Source organism: Streptomyces sp. NPDC030995, from assembly GCF_055571215.1.
In genome coordinates this window covers 42,641-63,227 of the sequence record NZ_JBVIFS010000005.1, presented here as the reverse complement: position 1 = coordinate 63,227, position 20,587 = coordinate 42,641, and the positions used below count along the sequence as shown (strand labels likewise).

The following is a 20,587-nucleotide window of genomic DNA, read 5'->3' as shown; positions in this document are numbered from 1 at the left end:
GGTTCACGCGGTGGGGCGTCAGGGCCTGATCCGACAGGCAGGCCCTAGGCCTGGGTGCGGAGCTGGTCGGCCAGGTCCGCGAGGCTCGCGGCCAGCAGGACGTCGGTGGGATCGAGCGGCACGCCCAGCTGTTCGGCGATGCGGAAGGCCGCCTGCGTGGCGAGGATCGAGTTGCCGCCGAGGCCGATGAACTCGTCGGCGGGGCCGATGTCCGCGACGCCGAGCAGCTCGGCCCACACCTGCGCGACGACCGCCCGCACGGGGTCGGCCGGACCGGAGCCCGCGCCCTGCGCGAGCTGCACCGCGGAGGCCGGGTTCTGGGTCGCGAAGCCGGCGAGCAGCTCCTTGATACGGGTGCGGTCGGCCTTGCCCGTGGAGCCGTACGGGAGTTCCGCGAGCGCCAGCCAGCGCGCCGGCAGCATGTACGAGGGCAGCGCGGCCGCGAGGGCGTCGGCCAGGTCACGGGCCTGGGCCTCGGATCCGCCCGGGTGCCCGGGGTCGGCGAGGAACGCGCCGAGGAGCCGGGCGGTGTGGCCCTCGCCGGTCTTCTCGACGAAGGCCGCGGCGGTGCGGCCGGTGGTGGTGGCGGCCAGCTCGATCTCCTCCAGCTCGATCCGGAAGCCGCGCAGTTTGACCTGCCGGTCGGCCCGGCCGACGATCTCGTACACCCCGTCGGGCAGCAGGCGTACGAGGTCGCCGGTGCGGTAGCGCAGGCCCTCGGTGCCGTCGGGCGAGCGGTGGGGCAGGAAGGACTGCGCGGTGCGTTCGGGCCTGCCCAGGTAGCCGCCGGCCACGGAGGGCCCGCCGATGACGAGTTCACCGGTCGCACCGGGGGCGACGGGATCGAGGTTCTGGTCGACGACGGAGAGCTCGGCGGCCCGGACGGGGTGTCCGATGGGGATGCGGGTCCGGCCGGCGAGGGAGTCGGGAGTGCAGTCGTAGTAGGTGGCCAGCACGGTGGCCTCGGTGGGGCCGTAGATGTTGGTGAGCCGGGCCGGCGGGCCCGCGGCGAGCACGGCCAGGGTGGCGGCCAGGTCCATCTGTTCGCCGCCCACGAGGAGTTGGCGCATCCCGCCGAGCGAGCCGGGGGCCTCCCGGGCGACCATGTGGAAGAGGGACGTGGTCAGGAGCGCGGTGCTGATGCCCTCGGCGGCGAGCAGCGCGGTCCAGCGCTCCAGGTCCATTTCGACGACCGACGGCATGACCACGAGGGTGGCGCCGGCGATGAGCGCGGCCCAGACCTCCCAGGTGAACGCGTCGAAGGCGGGGTTCGCGAGCTGCCCCATCCGGTCCTCCGGCACGATGGCGCCGTGCGCCGGGTCGGTGACCAGGTCGCGGATCGCCCGGTGCGGGATGACGACGCCCTTGGGGGCGCCGGTGGATCCCGAGGTGTAGCCGACGTAGCACGGGCTCTCCTCGTCGACCGGGACGACGGGGGCGCCGCAGCCGACGGCTGCCGCGGCCGCGGGGTCCGGGACGGTGAGCACGGCCACCGGGGACGCCACGTCGAGGGAGCGGGTGCGGCGGCTGGCACCGCTCCCGACGACGACCGCGTGCACATCGGCGTCCTTGAGGATCGCCGAGACCCGCTCGGCCGGGGCGTGCCCGTCGACGGGCAGGTAGGCGGCGCCGGCCCGCACGATGCCGAGCAGCGCGACGATCAGGTCGTTGCTCCGGTTCAGATCCAGGGCGACCAGCGAGCCCGGCCCCACTCCGTGTCCGGCGAGCGCGGCCGTGACGGCCCCGGCCCGGTCCCACAGTTCGCGGTAGCTGAGCGCCGGTCCCCCGTCCGCCTCGCGCACGGCGCAGGCGTCGGGCGTCCGCAGGACCCGGTCGTGGACGAGGAGGTGCACGCCCTCCGCCGCCGGCGCGGTGCCGGCCCTGTCCTCCGCTGTGCCCACGGGCAGCAGACCCATGAATCCCCCTTGTGCTCTGTGTCGGATGTCGGATGTCTGGTGTCTGATATCGCATGCCGGGATGACCACGGATGTTCCCGGTAGTAAAGAAGCGCTGGAATGCCCGAATTGCACGCGAAGGGTGCTGACCGGGGACCCGGGCACAGCAAGATGGGCCACATTGCCCGATTTTGCACGCTGCCAACAGGTGAAGATTCCGCATATCGGAAACTTGATTCCGCCTGGCGGTAGGCTATGATCCGCCACGAGATCTTGTCAACGTTGAGGAGTTGAAGATGGCCGAACGGCGCGTCGCCCTGATTACCGGCTCATCATCCGGAATTGGCGCCTCCATTTCCCGTCGACTGGCGGCGGAAGGAATTCGCATTGTCGTGAACTCGGCCCGCAGTGAAGCCGCCGGCGAAGCACTCGCCAAGGAGCTCCCGGACGCCGTGTACGTCCAGGGCGACGTCTCGGACCCGGCGGACGTGGAGCGCGTCGTGCAGGCCGCGATCGACGCCTACGGGCGGCTCGACATCCTGGTGAACAACGCGGGGACCACCCGGTTCATCCCGCTCGACGACCTCGCCGGCGCGGACGCGGACGCCTGGCGGGAGATCTTCGAGGTCAATGTCATCGGCGCCTGGCAGATGACCTCCGCCGCAGTCCCCCACCTGCACCTTTCCGAGGCCGGGACGGTCATCAACATCTCCTCGGTATCGGCGACCCGAGCCCTCGGAAGCTCGATCCCCTATGCGGTCAGCAAGGCTTCGGTCAACCACATGACCCGCCTGCTGGCCTCCCAGCTCGGCCCGGACATCCGCGTCAACGCCATCGCCCCCGGCCTCATCGAGACCCCGTGGTACGACGAGGCGGAGCAGGTCTGGGAGAGCTCCCGCGAGTGGATCACGGCCAACACCCCGCTGCGCCGGGTCGGCACGCCGGACGACGTCGCCGAGGCGGCCCTCTACCTGGCGAATGCCCGGTACACCACGGGCGATGTACTCACCGTGGACGGCGGCCGGCATATCGTCTGAGCGGCTTCGGGGAGAATTCGAAATACGCCACCGGGGGAACGCAAAGAACTCTGTGTGCAGAATCTGCACACAGAGTTCACATATTTGCCTGTCCCTTTGCCCGGTCCACGGAAGGCCGCTCAGCCGGCGGGGCGAGCGGCCGCGTCGAGGCTCGGGGCCTGCTGGGGAACGCGCGCGGGAGCCCGGTGGAAGAGCACCTCGACCATGCGCCGCTCCGGGCCGCGCCGACGCAGCACCAGGTAGCCGATGAAGGCCGCCGGGCCGAAGAACACCTGGGCGGGGATGAGGGTGGGGGCGCTGCCGGTGACGGCGGTGGCGATGTGCAGGGTGGCCATGGGCGCCACCGCTCCGAAGAGGGTGACCAGGACGATCCCGGTCCACAGGCCCGGCTTCCCGTACGCCTTGTAGGCGGCGGTGGTGAACAGGGCGTACGCCAGCAGATCGCCCATGCCGACCACGGCGCCCGCGTCCTCGCTGAGGCGCAGTCCGGCGGCGGGGGCGTACGGATAGCCCTGGACCGCCTCGGACAGCTCCTGGGTCAGCGGGATCACCGTGGCGAAGAACGCGTCGTACACGGTGAGCGCGAGGAGGAACCACGCGACGTTCTTCAGCCGCATGCCGCCCTGCACCTGCAGGTTCGTGGCGGAGATGACGACCAGGCAGACGACCACGCTGTTCGCCACCCAGTACGGCGGCTGCGTGCCGCCGAACGCCATGTGGAGGCCCAGCACGCTCGCGATCAGTACGGCGATCAGCGCCCAGCGCAGCCGACCGTTCCCGACGAGGGGCTGGTAGCCGACGGACAGCCCGCCCGCGAAGACGAGCGCGAGCACGACCGGGAGGACGGGGCCGGGCAGTGTGAGATAGATGTAGGGCAGCGCCAGGACGAAGCCCATCATCAGGAAGATGTCGCGGCCGTTGAAGACGCCGACCGGCGGCCGCTGCGTGCGCACGTTGCGGAAGTAGAGGACCGCGCCGACGCACACCGCGAGCGCCAGGACGGTGGTGGCCGTGATCTGGAAGAAGACCGTCATGCGTGGCTCCGGGTGAAGGTGTGCTCCAACAGGTCGCAGCGGAGCGGGAATCGGCGGGCGGCCTCCTCGTCGCTCAGGGGCAGGACCGTGACCTCCGCCTCGATGTCCCGGGCGTGCAGCCGCTTGGTCACATCGGCCGCGGTGACGTCCCTGGAGGCGACCTCCACATGGAGCCGGCCGTCCTCCCCGACGGCGGCCCGGTGGCGCAGCGGCCACGGCAGACCGGGGGTGCCGTCCAGCGCTTCCAGGATGTCGCGGGGGGTCACGACGCCCTCGGCGGTGCGGTGCAGCAGGCCCGCCTTGCCGAGGATCTGGGACACCGCGGGCACTGCCTTCAGCTCGCACTCCGGCTCGCCGTCCAGAGTGCGGACCACGTCACCGGTGTTGTACCTGAGGACCGGCATGCACTCCCGGTAGGGGTAGTACGGCGTGACGGTCAGCTCGCCGAGCCGGCCGGGTGCGGCGGGCTCGCCCGTCTCCAGGTCGAGCACCTCGATGTACCCCATGTTGGGATCCATGTGGAGGTGGTGGTGGCTGCAGGTGCGTCCGCCGACCGGCAGCAGCTCGGTCATGCCGAAGGTGTCGTTGACGTCCTGGGCCCCGAAGGTGTCGCGCAGGGCCTCGGACAGGGCCCGCGACAGCATCTCCCCGCCGGCGTAGATGGCACGCACGGCGAAGTCGCCCGGCCCGTAGCCGCGTTCGCGTGCGGCGGTCACCATCTGGCCCAGGTAGCTCGGGTTGCCGGTGAGCAGGGTGGGCGGGCTGCCGTACCGGCCGAGCAGGTGGTCGACGGACTCCTCGGCCGGGATCTGTCCCGCGACGTGGCACGAGGCGTTGGCGAGCCGGCAGACCTCGACGTCCTCCTGGACGGCGGCCGTGGCCCGGGAGCTCATGTTGATCTGCATCCGGTCGGTGGGGCGGAGATCGCCGCGGAGCACCATGGACAGCGCGATCAGCGCGGGCCAGAGCTCCATCTCGTAACGGGACACCCAGATCTGTACGGGGCGGCCGGTGGTACCGGTCGTCTGTGTCGCCAGGTACGGAGGGCTGCACAGGAAGTCGGTGGGGCGTTCGATCAGATCGGCCTTGCGGGTGACGGGGATCCGGGTGAGCGTGTCGACGGTCAGTCCGTCGAGGTCCACTCCGGCGAGCCGCTCCCGGTAGAAGGGGGAGAGCTTGGCGAGCCTTCGAACGGTGCGCTGCAGCGCGCGGTTCTGCAGGTCCCGGCGGTCGTCGGGGTCCGCGAACGGACCGTCGGCCAGTTCGTCGACGTCATCGCCGAGCGAGCCGAACTCCTCCAGCGTGGCGAGGGCGTCGGCGACCAGCCGCTCCACGGCCCGTACGTTCAGCCGCCGGCCGAACACCATGGACATGGCCACCCGTACCTGCCGGACACCGGTCTCCAGCACTCATGCCTCCCTAAGGCGTAGTGCGGGGTGGGGACGGCGAGCCGTCCCCACCCCTATTCACTGCGTCAGCTGCCGGAACAGGTCGAGAAGAAGACCGCCGTCATGGCGGACATGACGTACTTGAACTGCTTGGCGCTGGTCTTGATCGAGCTCATGGAACCCTCCTTGTTTCGTTCCGGTGGACGGCCGCTCCGACGCCCCGGGGGGCGCAGTAACGTTCCGTCACTTGGGTGATGACACAGTGGCGTGATTCCGGTGCACGGGCAATGATCGGGTCCATTCAACGGACCGGCCGATGAACGGGGCGGCAACAGCGTCCTGTTGATGAGCTGGTACGAACGGGGAATTCCGGGACCACCCGACCGGTGGTCCCGGCGTGAGAGGGGGACCGCTCATGGCCAGATCCGGCACAGAGGGGCGGGGAGTGCTCGAGGGCGCGTTCGCGCTCATGGAGGCACTCGCGCAGGGCGACGAAGTCGGGCTGACCCGCCTGGCGGCCGACGCCGAACTACCGAAGGCGACCGCGCACCGGCTGCTCGGCCAGCTGGTGTCGCTCGGCGCGGTGCAGAGCGAGGAGGGCCGCTATCGGCTCGGGCCGAGGACGTTCCGCCTGGGGCAGGCGTGGCATCCGGCGCGTGCGCTGCGCGCGGCATCGGCGCGGCCGCTGCGTGAACTCGCCTCGATGGGCGGGCGGTTGAGTTTCAGTCTGTCGGTGTCCGAGGCGGGACACACGATCATCGTCGGCGGTCTGCGCGGAGAGGTGGACGAGATCTTCCCGCTGCGCTCCGGCGCGGTGCTCCCGCCCGGGAGCGCGGCCGAGCTGATCCTCGCGGCGTCCGCGCCGGTGGCGGAGCCGCCCGAGGGCTGGGGGAAGGGCGAGTGGGCCCGTGAGGTGGCGCGGGCCCGGGAACGGGGCCTCGCCTTCGAGTACGGACGGTGCGTGAGCTCGCTCTCGTGCGTGGCGGCGCCGGTGCACTCCGCGTCCGGCCAGGTGGTCGCCACGGTGGCGGCAACGGCCTTGGACAGCAGGCAGATCGCTCCGCTGGGCGAGGCCGTGAGCCGGGCGGCGGCCATGATCAGCTCGAACCTGTCCCGGCTGCCCGCCCCGGCGTCCAGGGCCGCGGAGTGGCCCGCCCAGGCGCCGGCGCCTCGGGTCCCGCAACCCGTCCTGGCGCGTCCGAGGTAAGGCGCGCCGGTGTCCGGACGATCCTCGCGGACTGCGGGGATCGCCCGGGCCGGGTCGCCGGCTCAGGTGTGGACGGCCGTGTCGTGCACCTCGCCGAACCGGGGGAAGATCCGTTCCACGGTGAAGTCGTGCTCGTCGGCGGCGAACCCGGACATGGCGTCCGCGAACCGTGCGCTTGACGACCACGAGGTCTCCGGGCCGGACCAGGTCGTCGGCGAAGCCGCTGCCGGGTGGCTGCTCGGCCACGTTCGGCCGCTCCACCTGGACCAGCACCACCGGGCGTCCCTTCGCCCTGAAAATGCCTGGCAGTTCGAAAGCCGCAGGGGTATGGTCACGCACGATGATGACTCACTTCCTGAACAGATCGGGGGTCCCGTCCGCGCAAGGTGAGTGCTGATGCTCACTGAGACCGCGAACGAGGATTCCCGCCTTTCCTTCTGGCTGCGCGTGCGCGAGTTCGCCGTGCCGCCGTCCATGATCGAGACTGCGACCGCCCGTCGGCATGCCGGCGACTGGGCGGGGGCGTGCGCCGCCGCAGGCTTCGATGTCGATCTCAACCTGAGAAGAACCGCACGCACCCACGGCCGGGCACTCGCGGCCCGCATCCGGGCCGATCTCCGCCATCTGGCACCGGATCTGCTGCGCTGGCACATGCCGAGGATCGCCCCCGACGGGCTCCTGCGCCCGGGGCTGACCATCGCCCTGGCCCGGTACGACGCCGCGGGGCGGGACGGCGAGACGCCGGTGTACCTCGTGGTCCGGACCGCGCCCGCCTGGGCGGACGCCGGTCAGCGGATCAGCCTCGCGCTGTGGGACGGATCCCGCGCGGAGGACGGTGCCCGCCGTCATCCGCACGCCCGTCCCGACCGGCGGTTCCGCCTGGACCTGCACCACCACCTGTGGGACGCGCGCAGGACCGAGGAGCTGCGGATCCGGTCCGGGGCCGACCGGCTGCCCGCCGACGGCCGTCGCACGACGGACCCCGATCCGCATGCGGTTCCGGATCCGCTGGTAGCGGTGCCCGAAGGGAGCCGCTGCGCCGTGGACCGGTGGGCGGCCGAGGCGGGGATACTGCTCCGTGCCGAGGGACGGACCGCCGGTCACACCGTCACCGTACGGTTCGGGGCCCGGCGGCGGCTGGTCCTCGACCTGGTCGCGGACGAGCACGCGGACGAGCACGCGGACGGCCACGGGCCGCCCCTCCTGCGGATCGCGGCGGCCCCCGCCGACGGCAGCGCTTCCGCGCTGCCGGTCCTGCCCGACGCGGCGACCTGGGTGCTGCCCGACCTGGAACTGATCCGCACGGGTTCGATCCGGGCCGACCGGCTGCACCCGCTGGTCGCCTCGGCGCTGGCACCGGATCACGCCCCGGCCGCCGTGTCAGGGGCCGGGGACCTGGCGGGACAACCGCGCCTCGTGGAGTGCCGGGGAGCTCAGCACCGGATCGGCCTGGTCGACGGGGTGCTCGCCCCGTTGGACCACGACCCGGACGAGATCCGCCGCGAGGAACTCCTGGTCGCCCTGACCGGTACCCCCCTGCCCTGCCTGCAGGCCATCGACGTGGCGCACCGCCGTCCGGACTGCCTCACCGGAGTCCGCGAACGCCTGGCCCACGGTGACACCGCCGGGGCGCTGGACGTCGTCGCCGGCTTGCTGGGCCCCGACGCGCTGCTGCGCACCGGCTCGCTGCGCGACGCGCTGGAGGCGGCCGCCCAACAGCGGATCACCTACGGGCTGTTCCGGGCGGGTCTGGCCCAACCGGCACCCGGCCGCACCTACCCGGGCCTGCGACGCCCCCGCGACCACCGCTCCCACCCGCGCCAGACGCTCTCCCGCTGACCCGGGGACGCCTGTCCCCTCCCCCTGCCCCCGTAGCCGCTTGGCCGCTTGGCCGCTCCCCTGCATCCGCTCGCCTTCTCACGAACCCACAGGTGATCCAACATGCCCATGCCCACGCCCCCGCCCATGCCCACGCCCACGCCCTCCCAGCTCGACGTCGCCGGCGATCTGCTGGCCCTGCTGCGCGACACCGCCACCGAACCGCGCCCCGACAGCCAACTGGAGGCCCTGACCCTGGCGGTGGCCGCCGACCTGCCCGTGCTCCTGTGGGGTGAGCCGGGGATCGGCAAGACCGCGGCCCTGACCCAGCTCGCCGCGACCCTGGACCTGCCGCTGACCACGGTGATCGCCAGCGTGCACGAGCCCTCCGACTTCTCGGGGCTGCCCATCGTCGGGGACGATCCCGCCGAGCAGGGTGTCCCGATGGCCCCGCCGGACTGGGCCGTGCGACTCGTACGGGCCGGCCGCGGGCTGCTGTTCCTGGACGAACTGTCCACCGCGCCGCCGGCCGTTCAGGCCGCGCTGCTCCGCCTCGTGCTGGAGCGGCGGATCGGCGCCCTCCAACTGCCGCCCGGCGTGCGGATCGTGGCAGCCGCCAATCCGCGCTCCTCGGCGGCCGACGGCTGGGAGCTCAGCCCGCCCCTGGCCAACCGGTTCGTACACCTCCAGTGGACCCACGACCACGAGGTCGTCGTACGCGGCCTCGGCGGGACGTGGCCCGTGGCGACGCTGCCCCGGCTCGACCCGCACAAGCTGTCGGCGGCTGTGGACTTCGCCCGCCGCGCGGTGTGCGGGCTGCTCGCCGCCCGCCCGACGCTCGTGCACCGGCTGCCCAGCAGCGAGGCCCGCCGCGGCGGCGCCTGGCCGTCGCCGCGGAGCTGGGACATGACCGTGTGCCTGATCGCCTTCGCGACCGCGGCCGGCTCCTCCCGGGACGTGCTGTCCTTGCTGGTCAGGGGCACCGTGGGGGACGGGCCCGGGCTGGAGCTGCTGGCGAGCCTGGACCGGATGGACCTCCCGGACCCCGAGGTGCTCCTCGCCGACCCGGGGGCTGCCGTCCTGCCCGAGCGGGGGGACCTGCGCCAAGCCGTGCTCGACGGTGTGGTGGCCGCGGTCCGCGCACGCCCCGAGAAGGCCCGCTGGGACGCGGCGTGGGCCCTGCTGGTGCGGGCGCTGGAGACCGGCGCCCCGGACCTGGTGGTCGTCCCCGCGACCACCCTGGCCTCGCTGCGTCAGCAGGACTGGGACGTTCCGGCGTCGATCGAACGCCTGGCCGGAGCGGTGTCGCTGTCCCGGCGGGCGGACCGCTCGGCGGCCCTGGCCGCGGCCCGGGTCACCGCGAAGGCGGGCCGATGACCCGGGACGCGCCGGGGACACTGGACCTCGACAAGCTCTACGCCGCCCGGTTGCACGCCGCCCGGGCCCGTCCGTACCTGGCGACCGCGCTGTTCGCCCTGCACACCGTGGAGTCGCGGAGGGTACCGACGATGGCCGTCGACCGGCACTGGCGGTGCTACGTCTCACCGTCGTTCGTGGAGCTGACCCCGGTGGAGGAACTGGCCGGCGTGTGGGTGCACGAGGTCTCGCACCTGCTGCGCGACCATCACGGGCGCAGCGACCGGTTCGCGCGGGAGCACGGGCTGAGCGGGCGGGCGCAGCGGCTCCGGATGAACATCGCCGCGGACTGCGAGATCAACGACGACGTGTTCGGCGACGGGTTGGTCAAGCCCGAGGGAGCGGTCGAGCCGGGCACCTTGAGGCTGGACCCGGGTCAGCTCATGGAGGACTACCTGCGCCAGTTCCAGCTCGGACCGCACACGCAGGACATGGCCTGGCTGGACTGCGGCAGTGGCGCCGACGGGCTGGACCGCGAGTGGGACCTGGGGCCGGACGGCGCGCACGGCCTCAGCGAACAGGAGCGGGACGCCGTGCGGTTCCGGGTGGCGCAGGGCATCACCGGCCGTCCGGGGAACGCCCCGAAGGGCTGGCGGCGGTGGGCGGAGGAGGTGTTCCACCCGTCGCAGCCGTGGCGGGAGCTGCTGGGGGCGGCGCTGCGCTCGGCGACCTCCGGGGCCGGCGCGGGCGAGGACTACACGTACGGCCGGCCGTCGCGGCGCTCGGCCGGGGTGCCCGGCGCGATTCTGCCGAGCCTGCGGCGCAGGCCGCCCCGGGTCGCCGTCATCATCGACACCTCGGGCTCGGTCAGTGACTCCGAGCTGGGCAGCGCGCTGCACGAGGTCGCCGCGATCTCCCGGGCGGTGGGCGGCCGGCGCGACCTGGTCAGCGTGCTGCCGTGCGACGCCTCGGCCCAGCTCGTGCACCCGCTGTGCCGTGCCGAGGGGATCCCGTTGATCGGCGGCGGGGGCACGGATCTGCGGACGGGCTTCGCCCGGGCGCTGCGTACCCGGCCCGGGCCGGATGTCGTCGTGGTCCTGACCGACGGGCAGACGCCCTGGCCGGACGCGCGGCCGTCGTGCCGGACGGTGGTGGGCCTGTTCCCCAGGCGCCATTCCGGCGGGTCGTGGGACGAGGACGACCCCGACTACGTCCCGGACTCGCCGCCCGCGTGGGCCCGCGTGGTCGAGATCGGCTCGGCTCCCGGCCGCTGAGCCCACTCGGTCAGAGAGGATCCACGTCCAGGAAGCCCGCGAGCTCGGGTGCCGCGGCGCCCGGGGACCCGGGCAGTGCCTGCTCCGCCCAGATGATCTTGCTGTCGGGTGTGTACCGGGTGCCCCAGCGCTCGCTGAGCTGCGCCACCAGGAACAGTCCGCGCCCGCCCTCGTCCGTGGTGGCGGCGTACCGCAGGTGCGGGGCGTTGCTGCTGCCGTCCCACACCTCGCAGGTCAGGGTGTGGTCGTACAGCAGCCGTACGCGTACCGGCGCGCTGCCGTACCGCAGGGCGTTGGTGATCAGTTCGCTGAGGATCAGCTCCGTGGCGAAGCCGAGTTCCGTCAGGCCCCACTGCTCGAGCTTCTTCGCCGCGAGGTTGCGGATGGCGCCGACCGCGCTCGGCTCCATCGGTACGTCCCACTGCACGACCCGGTCCTCGCCGAGGGTCAGCGTCCGCGCGATGAGCAGCGCCACGTCGTCGGCCGGCCGGGCCGGGAGCAGCAGGTCCAGTACGGCCCGGCAGCTCTCGTGCGGGTCCCGGTCGGGATGGCTCAGTGCGGTGCGCAGCAGCTCCAGGCCCTCGCCGATGTCCCGGCTCCGCTCCTCGACCAGTCCGTCCGTGTACAGGACGAGCTGGCTGCCTTCCTCCAGGTACAGGTCCGCGGTTTCGAAGGGCATGCCTCCCAGCCCCAGCGGGGGTCCGGCCGGCAGCTCCACGATCTCCGTCGTGCCGTCGGGGGCGACGACCAGGGGCGGCAGGTGCCCCGCCCTCGCCATCGTGCAGTGCTGGGACACCGGGTCGTATACGGCGTACAGGCAGGTCGCGCCCATGACCCCGCCGTTCGTGTCGTCGCCGTCCCCGTCACGGTCGTGGTCGATGCGCTGTACGAGGTCGTCGAGCCGGGCGAGGATCTCGTCGGGCGGCAGGTCGAGCGAGGAGAAGTTGTGCACCGCCGTACGCAGCCGCCCCATGGTGGCCGCGGCGTGCAGGCCGTGTCCCACGACGTCGCCGACGACCAGCGCGACCCGGCTGCCGGGCAGCGGGATCACGTCGAACCAGTCCCCGCCCACTCCGGACTGCGCGGGCAGGTAGAAGTGCGCGACGTCCATGGCGCTCTGCTCGGGCAGGGCGCGCGGCAGCAGGCTGCGCTGGAGCGTCTCGGCGAGGGCGTGTTCACGGGTGTAGCGGCGCGCGTTGTCCATGCTGACCGCGGCGCGGGCGACGAGCTCCTCGGCGAGGGACAGCTCGTCCTCGTCGAAGGGCTCCGGCTTCTGCGAGCGCCAGAAGTTGACCACCCCGAGTACGACGCCCCGGGCCTTGAGGGGCGCTGCGATGAGCGAGTGGATGCCGTACTCGACGATGGCCCGGGCGCGCGGCGGGTCCTGGGCGTGCCAGCCGGGCGCGTCGGAGAGGTCGGGGACCAGCTCGGCGTCACCGGTGCCGTAGCCGCGCGCCTGCGGGGTGGACGGGAGGTAGCCGATCAGCTGGCCGCGCGGGTAGAGGGGGTGGTCGGAGCGGATGCCGTTCACCGCCGTGCGCCGCATGTCGGCGCCCGGGCCGGGCTCCTCCCCGTCGAGCACCGGGTCCGCCAGGTCGACGGTGACGAAGTCCGCGAAGCGGGGTACGGCCACGGTGGCCAGCTCCTCGGCCGTCCGCACCACGTCGAGGCTGGTGCCGATGTCGCCCCCGGCGTCGTACAGCAGCTTGAGCCGTCTGCGGGCGGTGTCGGCCCGGCTGGTGAGGACCTGCATCTCCGTGGAGTCACGGATGGTGACCGCGGTGCCCTCGGGCCGGCCCCGGGGGTGGGTGGGCCGCTGGTTGACCACGAGCAGCCGCTCCCCGGTCTCCAGCACCTCGTCGGTGGTCTCCCGGCCGGACAGCAGCAGGTCCGCCATCCGGCGGTCCAGGCCCGGTACCGCGCCGATGTGGCGTCCCTCGGCGTCCTCCGGCAGCCCGAGGAGCCGCTTCGCCTCGTCGTTCGCCAGCAGCAGCCGCCCCTCGCCGTCGGTGATCAGCACCCCCTCGCGCACGGCATGGAGCACCGCGTCGTGGTGCTCGTACATCCGGGTCATCTCCTGCGTGCCCAGCCCGTGGGTCTGACGGCGCAGCCGGCGGCTGATCAGGGCCGTGCCGGCGGTGGCCAGGGCCAGGCCCGTCGCGATGGCCAGGAGGATGACGGGGAGCTGCCGGTCGACGACACCGGTCACGTTCTTCACGGTCAGGCCCGCCGACACGAGTGCGACGACCCGGCCGTCGGCCGCCGTGACCGGCACCACCGCCTGGATCTCCTTGCCGAGCGGGCCGTCCACGCTCTCGGTGTGGACCCGCCCGGCGAGCGAGGGCTCGATCGTGCCGACGAAGCGCTTTCCGATGCGGTCCGGCTGGGGATGGCTGTACCGGATGCCGTGGGTGTCCATCACCACGATGAAGTCCACCCCGGCGGCCTTGCGGGTCTGCTCGGCGAGGGGCTGCAGGACGGCGGCCGGGTCGGGCGTCTTCAGCGCGTCCTGCAGACCGAGGGAGTGGGCGAAGGTCTCGGCGACGGAAACCGACCGGTTGCGTGCCTCGCGCTCGATGTCGTGCCGGGACTGGAGCACCAGGGCCAGCAGGGCCCCGGCCGCGAGCAACACCACGATCGCCACCTGGAGGACGAATACCTGTCCGGCGACGCTCCTGAACCTGTTGCCTAGAGGTGACCGCACCGACGTACCCGGTACGGGTGGCGAGGAAAGGTCACGAACCCAGTTGTAGCACTTCCGGGCGCCCATGGCCCCCGGCATGCGCGCCGTACATCCAGGTGGTCGCCCCGTCTCACTTCCACTCGTAGATCCGGCTCGCCACCTTTCCGTTCTGCTCGGCGCCCCATGTCTTCCGGACTACGCCGTGTGGCGGGCGGCGTCAAGCCGGGCCCACGGGCACGTCCCCGCCCGTCAGGAACCGGGCGCGCAGGCGCTCCGCCGTCCGGTGCGACAGCTTGACCCTGTCCTCCAGATAGCCCAGCACCGAGCCGTGGCGGGCCTCCAGGTCCGCCAGGACCAACTCCATGATCACTGCGGGCGCGCGGCCGTAGCCGGGCCACTTCAGCTCCCGGTCCGGGTGGGCCGCGCGCCAGTCCCCGATCAGGCGCTCCGTGGCCAGCTCGGTGAGCGCGAAGTCGGCGAGGACCTCCTCCCGGTCCACCCCGAGCAGGGTCAGTACGAGCATCCCGATCAGCCCGGTCCGGTCCTTGCCCGAGGCGCAGTGGAAGACCACCGGGCCGGACGCCCCGGCGATCTCCTCCAGCACCTGCCGTATCTCCTCGGCCCCGTCCTCGGTGACCTCCGCGAACCGGTCCGCGAGGTAGCGCCAGGGGTCGATCTCCGGGTCGATGCCGGCCTGGTCGTAGGGCCGGTGCTCGATGCTCAGGTTCACGTAGTGGAACCGCTCCGCCTCCGGCACCCGGCCCTTGGCCTCGATCTCCCACGGGTAGCGCAGGTCGATCACGGTACCGACGCCCAGCTCCAGGAACCTCTCCCAGTCGGCGCCCCGCAGCTTGCCGAGCGAGTCCGACCGGTACAGCGTGCGCCACGCCACGGTCCGGCCGTCGGCGGCGCGGTAGCCGCCCATGTCGCGGAAGTTGTGCAGGCTCTCGAACTCGACGTGCCGGTTCAACGGTGCTCCCCCTCGATTCTCACAGTTCCTCGCCCAGCGGCAGACGGTGCACGCCCGGCAGGTACTCGTCCAGCTCCCCCGGGGTGAACCGGGACATCCCCACGACGTGCCAGAACTCACCGGCCACATCGCCCTCATATTTATATCCGCCGCCCGGTGTCAGCGCCGCCCAGCCGCCCGCGATGCCCATCAGCGTCGCGCGCAGCGAGGGCGGCTCCCCCTGCTCCGGGAGATTCCAGAGCCGTACGGTGCCGTCCTCCGCTCCGCTGGCCAGGGTCGTGCCGTCCGGGGAGAACGCGAGGGTGAGCACCCGGCCGGTGTGGCCGACGAGGTCGGTGACGTGCTCACCCGTCTCGGCGTGCCACAGGCCGATGGCGCGGTCGTCGCCCGCAGCTGCCACCAGCGGGCGGCTCGGGTGCGCGGCCACGGCCCACAGGCGTCCGCCGCGCCCGCGCAGGCGCAGACTCGGCTCGCCGTCCCGCCAGACGATGGCGCTGCCGTCCCAGCTCGCGCTGGCCAGCCATGCGCTGCGCGGGCCGTACACGACTCCGTACACCCGGTCCGCGTGCCCGGCGCCGCCGCCGAGCTCCGCCAGGAGGTCGCCGCTCCTGGCGTCCCACACCCGCACGAAACTGTCGTCGCAACCGGTGGCCAGCACATCGGTGTCCGAGCGGAAGGCGATCGAGCGGACCCTGCCCCGGTGCCGGGCCAGATTCGACACGGGGGAACCCGTGGGACGGAACCAGACCCGCACGGTGTCGTCGTCGTTGGCGGTGGCGAGCAGCGTGCCGTCGGCGTTGAAGGCCTCCGCCCAGACGTGTTCGGTCTCGGCGTCGAGTTCCCTCAGGTACTCGCCGTCCTCCGGGTCCCACAGGTACATGTCCCCGTCGTTGCTGGCCGTGGCCAGGATGGGGTCGACGGGACTGAACACCGCCGAGACCAGCCGGTCGCCGCGCCCGGTGAGCTCGCCGGTACGACGCCCCGTGCGCGTCTCCCAGAGCCGTACGACCCCGTCGTTGCCGGCGGTCGCCAGTTGCGCTCCGTCCGCGCTGAAGGCGACGCCGCTGATCCGGCGGCCGTGGCCGCGCAGGATGCGCTTGCCCTGGCCGGTGGCGGAGTCCCAGATCTGCGCGCCACCGTCGTTGCCGACGGTGAGGAGTTGGCCGTCGCCGGGCCGGAAGGCGCAAGCCCAGGCGGTGCCCCGGTGCTCGGACGGCTGCTGGGCGTGGAGGGTGACCGCGTATCCGTGCGGTCGCCCGGTGACCGTCCACAGCCGGACCGCGCCGTTGCTGTCGCACGCGGCGAGGAGCTTCCCGTCGTCGCCGAACAGCACCTGGTAGACGGCGCCCGTGCCGCGTTCGAGTATGCCGGCGGGGGTGCCGACGACGGGGTCCCAGAGCCGCACCTGGCCGTCGGTGCAGCCGCTGGCGAGGAGGTGCCCCTCGTGGTGGAAATCGAGGACGTAGACGCGGCCGGTGTGTCCGGTGAACTCGTGCAGCAGCTGTGCGTCGGCCGTCCGCCAGATCCGGACCGTGCCGCCCTGCCCGTTCTCGCCCCGGTCGGCGGTGGCGAAGAGCGTGCCGTCCGGGCTGAACCTGGCGCGGTACACGGCCCCCTGATGGCCGTCGATCTCCCGGATGCAGCGCCCGGTGGCCAGGTCCCAGAGCCGTGCCTTCGCGGCCGCGTCGCCGGTGAGCAGCATGTTGTCCGGGCCGTGGACCGCGGTGTAGACGGGCGCGATGTGCCCGGGCAGCCGGTGCACGGGCTCGCCCGTGGCCACGTCCCAGACCGTGACCAGGCCCTCGCGGTCGCCCGTGGCGAGCAGGGTGCCGGCCGGATCGAACGAGACCGGCCACACCCCGTCGGGGTGGATCTCCAGGCGGTGGCGGCAGGCTCCGGTCACCGGGTCCCAGAGCCGTACGGTGCCGTCGGAGCCCCCGGTGGCGATGACGCCGTCCCGGAATTTCACGGCGTACACCCGCCCTTCGTGCCCCTGGAGGGTGCGCACCGCCCGGCCGTCGTCGGCGCCGCAGACCAGGATGGAGCCGTCCTCGCTGCCGACGGCGAGGAGTTCGCCGTCGGCGCTGTACGCGATGGGCTCGGGCAGCCGGCTGGTGCGCATGCCGAAGCCGTACGGGACGCCGACCGCCGACGGTCGGAACCCGGCGTCCACCGGCATCCCGGGCGCGATCGCGGCGGTCCTGAGCTCGGGGGCCGACCGCACCCCGTCGTCCAGCGTCACGTCGATGAGCGCGGCCCGGTGCCAGCGGCTGCCGGTCAGCAGGGCGCCGCGCAGATCGGCCCGGGTCAGCCGGGCCCGGCACAGGTCCGCGCCGGTGAGGTCGGCCCGGCTCAGGTCGGCCCGGTCGAGGCGGGCGCCCGTGAGCCGGGTGCCCCGGAGCAGGGCGCCGGAGAGGTTGGCGCCGATCAGCCGGGTGTCCGTCAGATCGGCGTCGCTGAGGTCGACCCCGGAGAAGTCGCGGTGCGAGAGGTCCTCACCGGCGAGCCTGGCGCCGCGCAGATCGGCGTTGGCGGGCACCCGGAGCCGGTCGCTGATCCGCATGGCGTTGGCGCGGGCGGCGTCGTTGACCCCGCGTCCGGGCGAGTCGAGGACGTCGCGCACCCAGCGGGCGCACAGTGCGTGGTCGGCGAGATCGCAGAAGAACTCCACCGCGAGCTGGCTGAGCGGGCGGGCGAAGAGCAGGGCGTGCTGTCCACGGGCGAGCTGGTGGGCGGCCTCCCTCGCGACCAGCCATTCGATGACGGAGCCGTGGATGAACTGGAAGACGCCGTCGTCGCTGCGCACCAGCAGGCTGCCCGCGCCGACCGCCTGGGCGCGCTCGGCCGGGGAGAGCGGGGACTCGGTGAGTTCACTGAGGGTGCTGGCCACGGTCTCGGTGAGCTCGTCGAGCCGCAGGGCGCTGCGGCCGCTCTCCCACAGCCGCCAGGCCAGCGCGGTCACCGCGGCCCACAGCTGGTCGATGGTGAGTCCGGGCGGGGCGCCGGGACCGCCCTGGCCGCGCAGTTCCTCGTGGTCGAGCCAGGAGGTGAAGACGTCCTGGTACAGCCGCGCGGCGCTGAGCGCACGGCCCGCCCCGGCGACCGCCCGTAGCTGGTCCTGGCTCAGGTCGGCGACGAAGGAGAGCAGCCGGGGATTGCGGCAGAGCATCAGCAGGTCGGGGATGTTGCGCAGGAGCTGGAAGCGCTGGTCGGCCGCGTGCTCGTCGCCGTAGCTGCGCACCAGGTACGAGCGGATCTGCGCCGGGGTGAAGCCCTCGACGGACAGGATCCGGCGCTGCGGGAGCAGTCCGACGCGCTCGCCGAGCGCGGTGAGGATCTGGGCGTGCGACTTGAAGTGCTGGGTGCGGCTGCTGACCACGATCTTGGCGTTGTCGACGGCGGCGTCGAGGAGGACCTGGAGGTGGTCGGCGGCCCGGTCGTAGCTGACCCGGTTGACCAGCTCGTCGAAGCCGTCGAAGAGCAGGACGACGCGGCCCTGGGCGAGCATGTAGCGCAGGGCCCGCAGGTCGATGGTGTCGACTCCGTGTCCGGCCAGGTGGGCGGCGACCAGCCCTTCCAGGCTGTGGGCCCGGTCCAGGGTGTTCAGCGGGATCAACAGCGGTGTCAGGTGCGGGAGTTGTTCGGAGATGCGGCGGGCCAGCTCGCGCAGGGCGAAGGTCTTGCCGTGCCCGAAGTCGCCGAGGAGCAGGACGAACCGGCCGTGGTCGGACTCCAGGAGCTCCAGCAGCTCCTCGACGAGGCCGTCGCGTTCCTGGCCGGCGCGGTCCTGGCCGTCAGGACGGTCGGCGTCGCGGTAGCGCTGGGGGAGGTAGAGGCCGGGGGCGTACTGCTCGCTGCTGCTGAGGCGGGCGGTCTGCGCGGCGACGTAGCCGCGCAGGTCCAGCAGGCCCTGGAACTCGATGAAGCTGCGCAGCCTGACCCGTACGCCGTGGCTGACCGCCCGCTGCCGCAGCCCGCCGGCCGGCCCGTCGCCCGCGTACACCAGGACGGCCTCGGAGCCGGGGTCGGTCGCGTGCACCTGGGCGATGAAGCGGTCGAGTTCCTCCTCGGTGGGGGTGCCGGGGTGGACGGCGATGCGTTGCTGCTGCACGACGCCGTCCTCCTGCTCCCGCCAGGTGGCCATGATCTGCGCCATGTCGTCCGGTTCGCGGCGCGGCACGTCGCGCAGCCGTACGCCTTCCCTGCGCACCCGGCAGATCTCCTTGACCCGTTCGACGAGCGAGGCGGCCGGATCGTCCAGGGGCGCCCTGCCGACCGCGGGCTCGGCGGTGATGACGGGGGGCAGCTCGGGTACGGGGAAGACCCGGCGGGTCTGCCTCCAGTCGGCGGGGAAGCGCTCGGAGGCGACCTCGATCCGGTCCTGCCAGCGGGTGACGCCGTCCGCGGTGACCTGGAGCAGCTGGAACCTGGCGGGGCCGGCGGAGCCGAAGAGCGGCAGCTCGCCGGCGGCGCCGGCCAGTTGGCTGCGGCTGGGGTCCGCGGCGAGGGTGCGCGGCCCGCCGGTGGGCCCGTGCAGCAGCAGGTGCAGCCGCGGGGCGGCCAGCCGGGCGAGGGTGTCGGCGTCCCGCAGCCCGCCGGGGCCGCCCACGGCGTCGCCCGGGCGGCGGCCGTCGGTGAGGGGATGGCGCAGCGCGCCGATGCGCAGCCAGCCCTCCTCCTCGTACCGGCGCATGGCCTCGGCGAACCAGGCGGCCTGGTCGCGGCCGATGAATCCGTACTGCTCCTCGGGGCGGTGGCTGTAGGCCATGGAGGAGTTGAATCCGGCGACGACCGTGCTCAGCTCGGGCACGGGGAAAAGGGTCCACGGCTGATCGCTGTCGAAGACGGTGTCCAGGCCCTGGTAGAGGCCGCGGAAGAGCCGGGTGTAGTGGCGCCACTTGGGCCAGTACGGGGGCTGCGGCGCCACCTCGTCGGCCTCGCAGCTGTGGAAGTACGCCAGGGAGGCCGCCTGGTTCACGTCCTGCGCCCCCGGCACCACCATCACCCGCTGGGGGGACAGGTCGAGCTGGGACCGCAGCGCGGTGAGGAAGCTCAGGGCCTGGTCGCACTCGCGCGGGCTGCCGGACGCGGTGAGGTCCCCGGTCACCACCATCAGGTCGGGGGCGGGCGCTCCCGCGTCCCTGAGCATGATGAGGTCACCGCGGATCTGCCGGCTGAGCGAGTCGGGCTCGCGGCCGCGCCCGAAGTCGGGCCCGGCCAGGTGCAGGACGGTGACGGCGTCCTGGGCGCTGCTCCCGCCGGCCTGCGAGGCCTGCGGATAGACCGGCGCCCTGGCCGGCCGCCGCCGCCCCGACCAGCCGGGGCCGGCGAGCGCGCTCGGCTGCGGCCGGGCCGGATTGGGCTGCTCCGGGTGACGGGTGGCGCCCGAGGCGCTCCCCGGAAAGCCGGGCCGGCGCCCCGGGCGGGCGTGCCCGTCGACGGCCTGCCCGACCCTCGTCAGCAGCAGGGAGCGGGCGGCGTCGATGTCGGCCACGCCCACCAGGTCGACGTAGGTGATCGTGGCGAGCAGTCCCTCGATCGGGATCGCGTCCACCCGTACGGTCAGCAGTCGCCGTTCGGGGGACTCGGGGGAGGCGCGGAGCGCGGCCTGCCATTCCATGCGGCCGTAGGTGGAGCGTTCGTAATGGCGTGACAATACGGCGATCACCGCGACGGACTCGCTGACTCCGCGGTCCATGAAGTCTATGAAGTTGGTTCCTGGTACAAAGTCCCAGGCCTGCACCACGGTGCGGTAGCCGGCTTCCTCCAGGGTCCAGGCAATCCATGCGGCCCATTGTTCGTCTGCCGGCGAGTAGCTGATGAAGAAGTCGAACTCTCTTGCAGGAGCGCCGAATTGCCCATCCGTCATCATGGGACCATCGTAGGGGCGTCCTTGCTGCGACGGCTTCGGCTCGTCGAAGACGA

Annotated in this window: 11 protein-coding genes; 5 read left to right on the top strand and 6 right to left on the bottom strand. The window is 72.9% G+C overall.

Annotated features, from left to right (window positions below):
• Positions 1–44: 44 nt before the first annotated feature.
• Positions 45–1,916, bottom strand: a complete 1,872-nt coding sequence (locus ACZ45T_RS10515) for a non-ribosomal peptide synthetase (protein WP_468439512.1) — start codon at positions 1,914–1,916, stop codon at positions 45–47.
• Between the two features lie 275 nt (positions 1,917–2,191).
• On the opposite strand from ACZ45T_RS10515, the gene ACZ45T_RS10510 reads away from it, so the two are divergent.
• Positions 2,192–2,932: an SDR family NAD(P)-dependent oxidoreductase gene (locus tag ACZ45T_RS10510; RefSeq protein WP_468439510.1), complete on the top strand. Its 741-nt coding sequence runs from the start codon at positions 2,192–2,194 to the stop codon at positions 2,930–2,932.
• 119 nt (positions 2,933–3,051) lie between these two features.
• Here ACZ45T_RS10510 and ACZ45T_RS10505 read toward each other — a convergent pair whose 3' ends face one another.
• Together ACZ45T_RS10505 and ACZ45T_RS10500 are read right to left on the bottom strand one after the other, a co-directional pair.
• Entirely contained in the window at positions 3,052–3,966 is a 915-nt protein-coding gene (locus tag ACZ45T_RS10505; RefSeq protein ID WP_468439508.1) for a hypothetical protein, read from the bottom strand.
• Complete coding sequence (locus ACZ45T_RS10500) at positions 3,963–5,375, bottom strand: phenylacetate--CoA ligase family protein (protein WP_468439506.1); 1,413 nt, start codon at positions 5,373–5,375, stop codon at positions 3,963–3,965. The genes ACZ45T_RS10505 and ACZ45T_RS10500 overlap by 4 nt, the downstream gene beginning before the upstream one ends.
• 424 nt (positions 5,376–5,799) lie before the next feature.
• On the opposite strand from ACZ45T_RS10500, the gene ACZ45T_RS10495 reads away from it, so the two are divergent.
• From ACZ45T_RS10495 to ACZ45T_RS10480, 4 genes are all read left to right on the top strand, one after another.
• Entirely contained in the window at positions 5,800–6,561 is a 762-nt protein-coding gene (locus ACZ45T_RS10495; protein WP_468439504.1) for an IclR family transcriptional regulator, read from the top strand.
• Positions 6,562–6,957: 396 nt separating this feature from the next.
• The gene (locus ACZ45T_RS10490) at positions 6,958–8,400 is read left to right on the top strand and encodes a hypothetical protein (RefSeq protein WP_468439502.1); all 1,443 of its coding nucleotides are present in this window, start codon (positions 6,958–6,960) and stop codon (positions 8,398–8,400) included.
• A gap of 108 nt (positions 8,401–8,508) precedes the next feature.
• On the top strand, positions 8,509–9,756 hold the full coding sequence (locus tag ACZ45T_RS10485; RefSeq protein ID WP_468440025.1) for an AAA family ATPase: 1,248 nt from the start codon (positions 8,509–8,511) through the stop codon (positions 9,754–9,756).
• Positions 9,753–11,009 (top strand): vWA domain-containing protein, encoded by a 1,257-nt coding sequence (locus ACZ45T_RS10480; protein WP_468439500.1) that lies wholly within the window; start codon positions 9,753–9,755, stop codon positions 11,007–11,009. The genes ACZ45T_RS10485 and ACZ45T_RS10480 overlap by 4 nt, the downstream gene beginning before the upstream one ends.
• Before the next feature lie 10 nt (positions 11,010–11,019).
• On the opposite strand, the gene ACZ45T_RS10475 is transcribed toward ACZ45T_RS10480, so the two are convergent.
• From ACZ45T_RS10475 to ACZ45T_RS10465, 3 genes are all read right to left on the bottom strand, one after another.
• A complete protein-coding gene (locus tag ACZ45T_RS10475) occupies positions 11,020–13,653 on the bottom strand; it encodes a SpoIIE family protein phosphatase (RefSeq protein ID WP_468439497.1) in 2,634 nt (877 codons plus the stop codon).
• A 256-nt stretch (positions 13,654–13,909) separates the two neighbouring features.
• Entirely contained in the window at positions 13,910–14,662 is a 753-nt protein-coding gene (locus ACZ45T_RS10470; RefSeq protein WP_468439495.1) for a tyrosine-protein phosphatase, read from the bottom strand.
• Between the two features lie 19 nt (positions 14,663–14,681).
• The gene (locus ACZ45T_RS10465; protein ID WP_468440023.1) at positions 14,682–20,531 is read right to left on the bottom strand and encodes a WD40 domain-containing protein; all 5,850 of its coding nucleotides are present in this window, start codon (positions 20,529–20,531) and stop codon (positions 14,682–14,684) included.
• Positions 20,532–20,587: the final 56 nt, after the last annotated feature.

Excerpts from the sequence above, each read along its gene's own strand:
- ACZ45T_RS10515 (WP_468439512.1), bottom strand. The coding sequence starts at position 1,916 with ATGGGTCTGCTGCCCGTGGGCACAGCGGAGGACAGGGCCGGCACCGCG.
- ACZ45T_RS10510 (WP_468439510.1), top strand. The coding sequence starts at position 2,192 with ATGGCCGAACGGCGCGTCGCCCTGATTACCGGCTCATCATCCGGAATT.
- ACZ45T_RS10505 (WP_468439508.1), bottom strand. The coding sequence starts at position 3,966 with ATGACGGTCTTCTTCCAGATCACGGCCACCACCGTCCTGGCGCTCGCG.
- ACZ45T_RS10490 (WP_468439502.1), top strand. The coding sequence starts at position 6,958 with ATGCTCACTGAGACCGCGAACGAGGATTCCCGCCTTTCCTTCTGGCTG.
- ACZ45T_RS10485 (WP_468440025.1), top strand. The coding sequence starts at position 8,509 with ATGCCCACGCCCCCGCCCATGCCCACGCCCACGCCCTCCCAGCTCGAC.
- ACZ45T_RS10480 (WP_468439500.1), top strand. The coding sequence starts at position 9,753 with ATGACCCGGGACGCGCCGGGGACACTGGACCTCGACAAGCTCTACGCC.
- ACZ45T_RS10465 (WP_468440023.1), bottom strand. The coding sequence starts at position 20,531 with ATGACGGATGGGCAATTCGGCGCTCCTGCAAGAGAGTTCGACTTCTTC.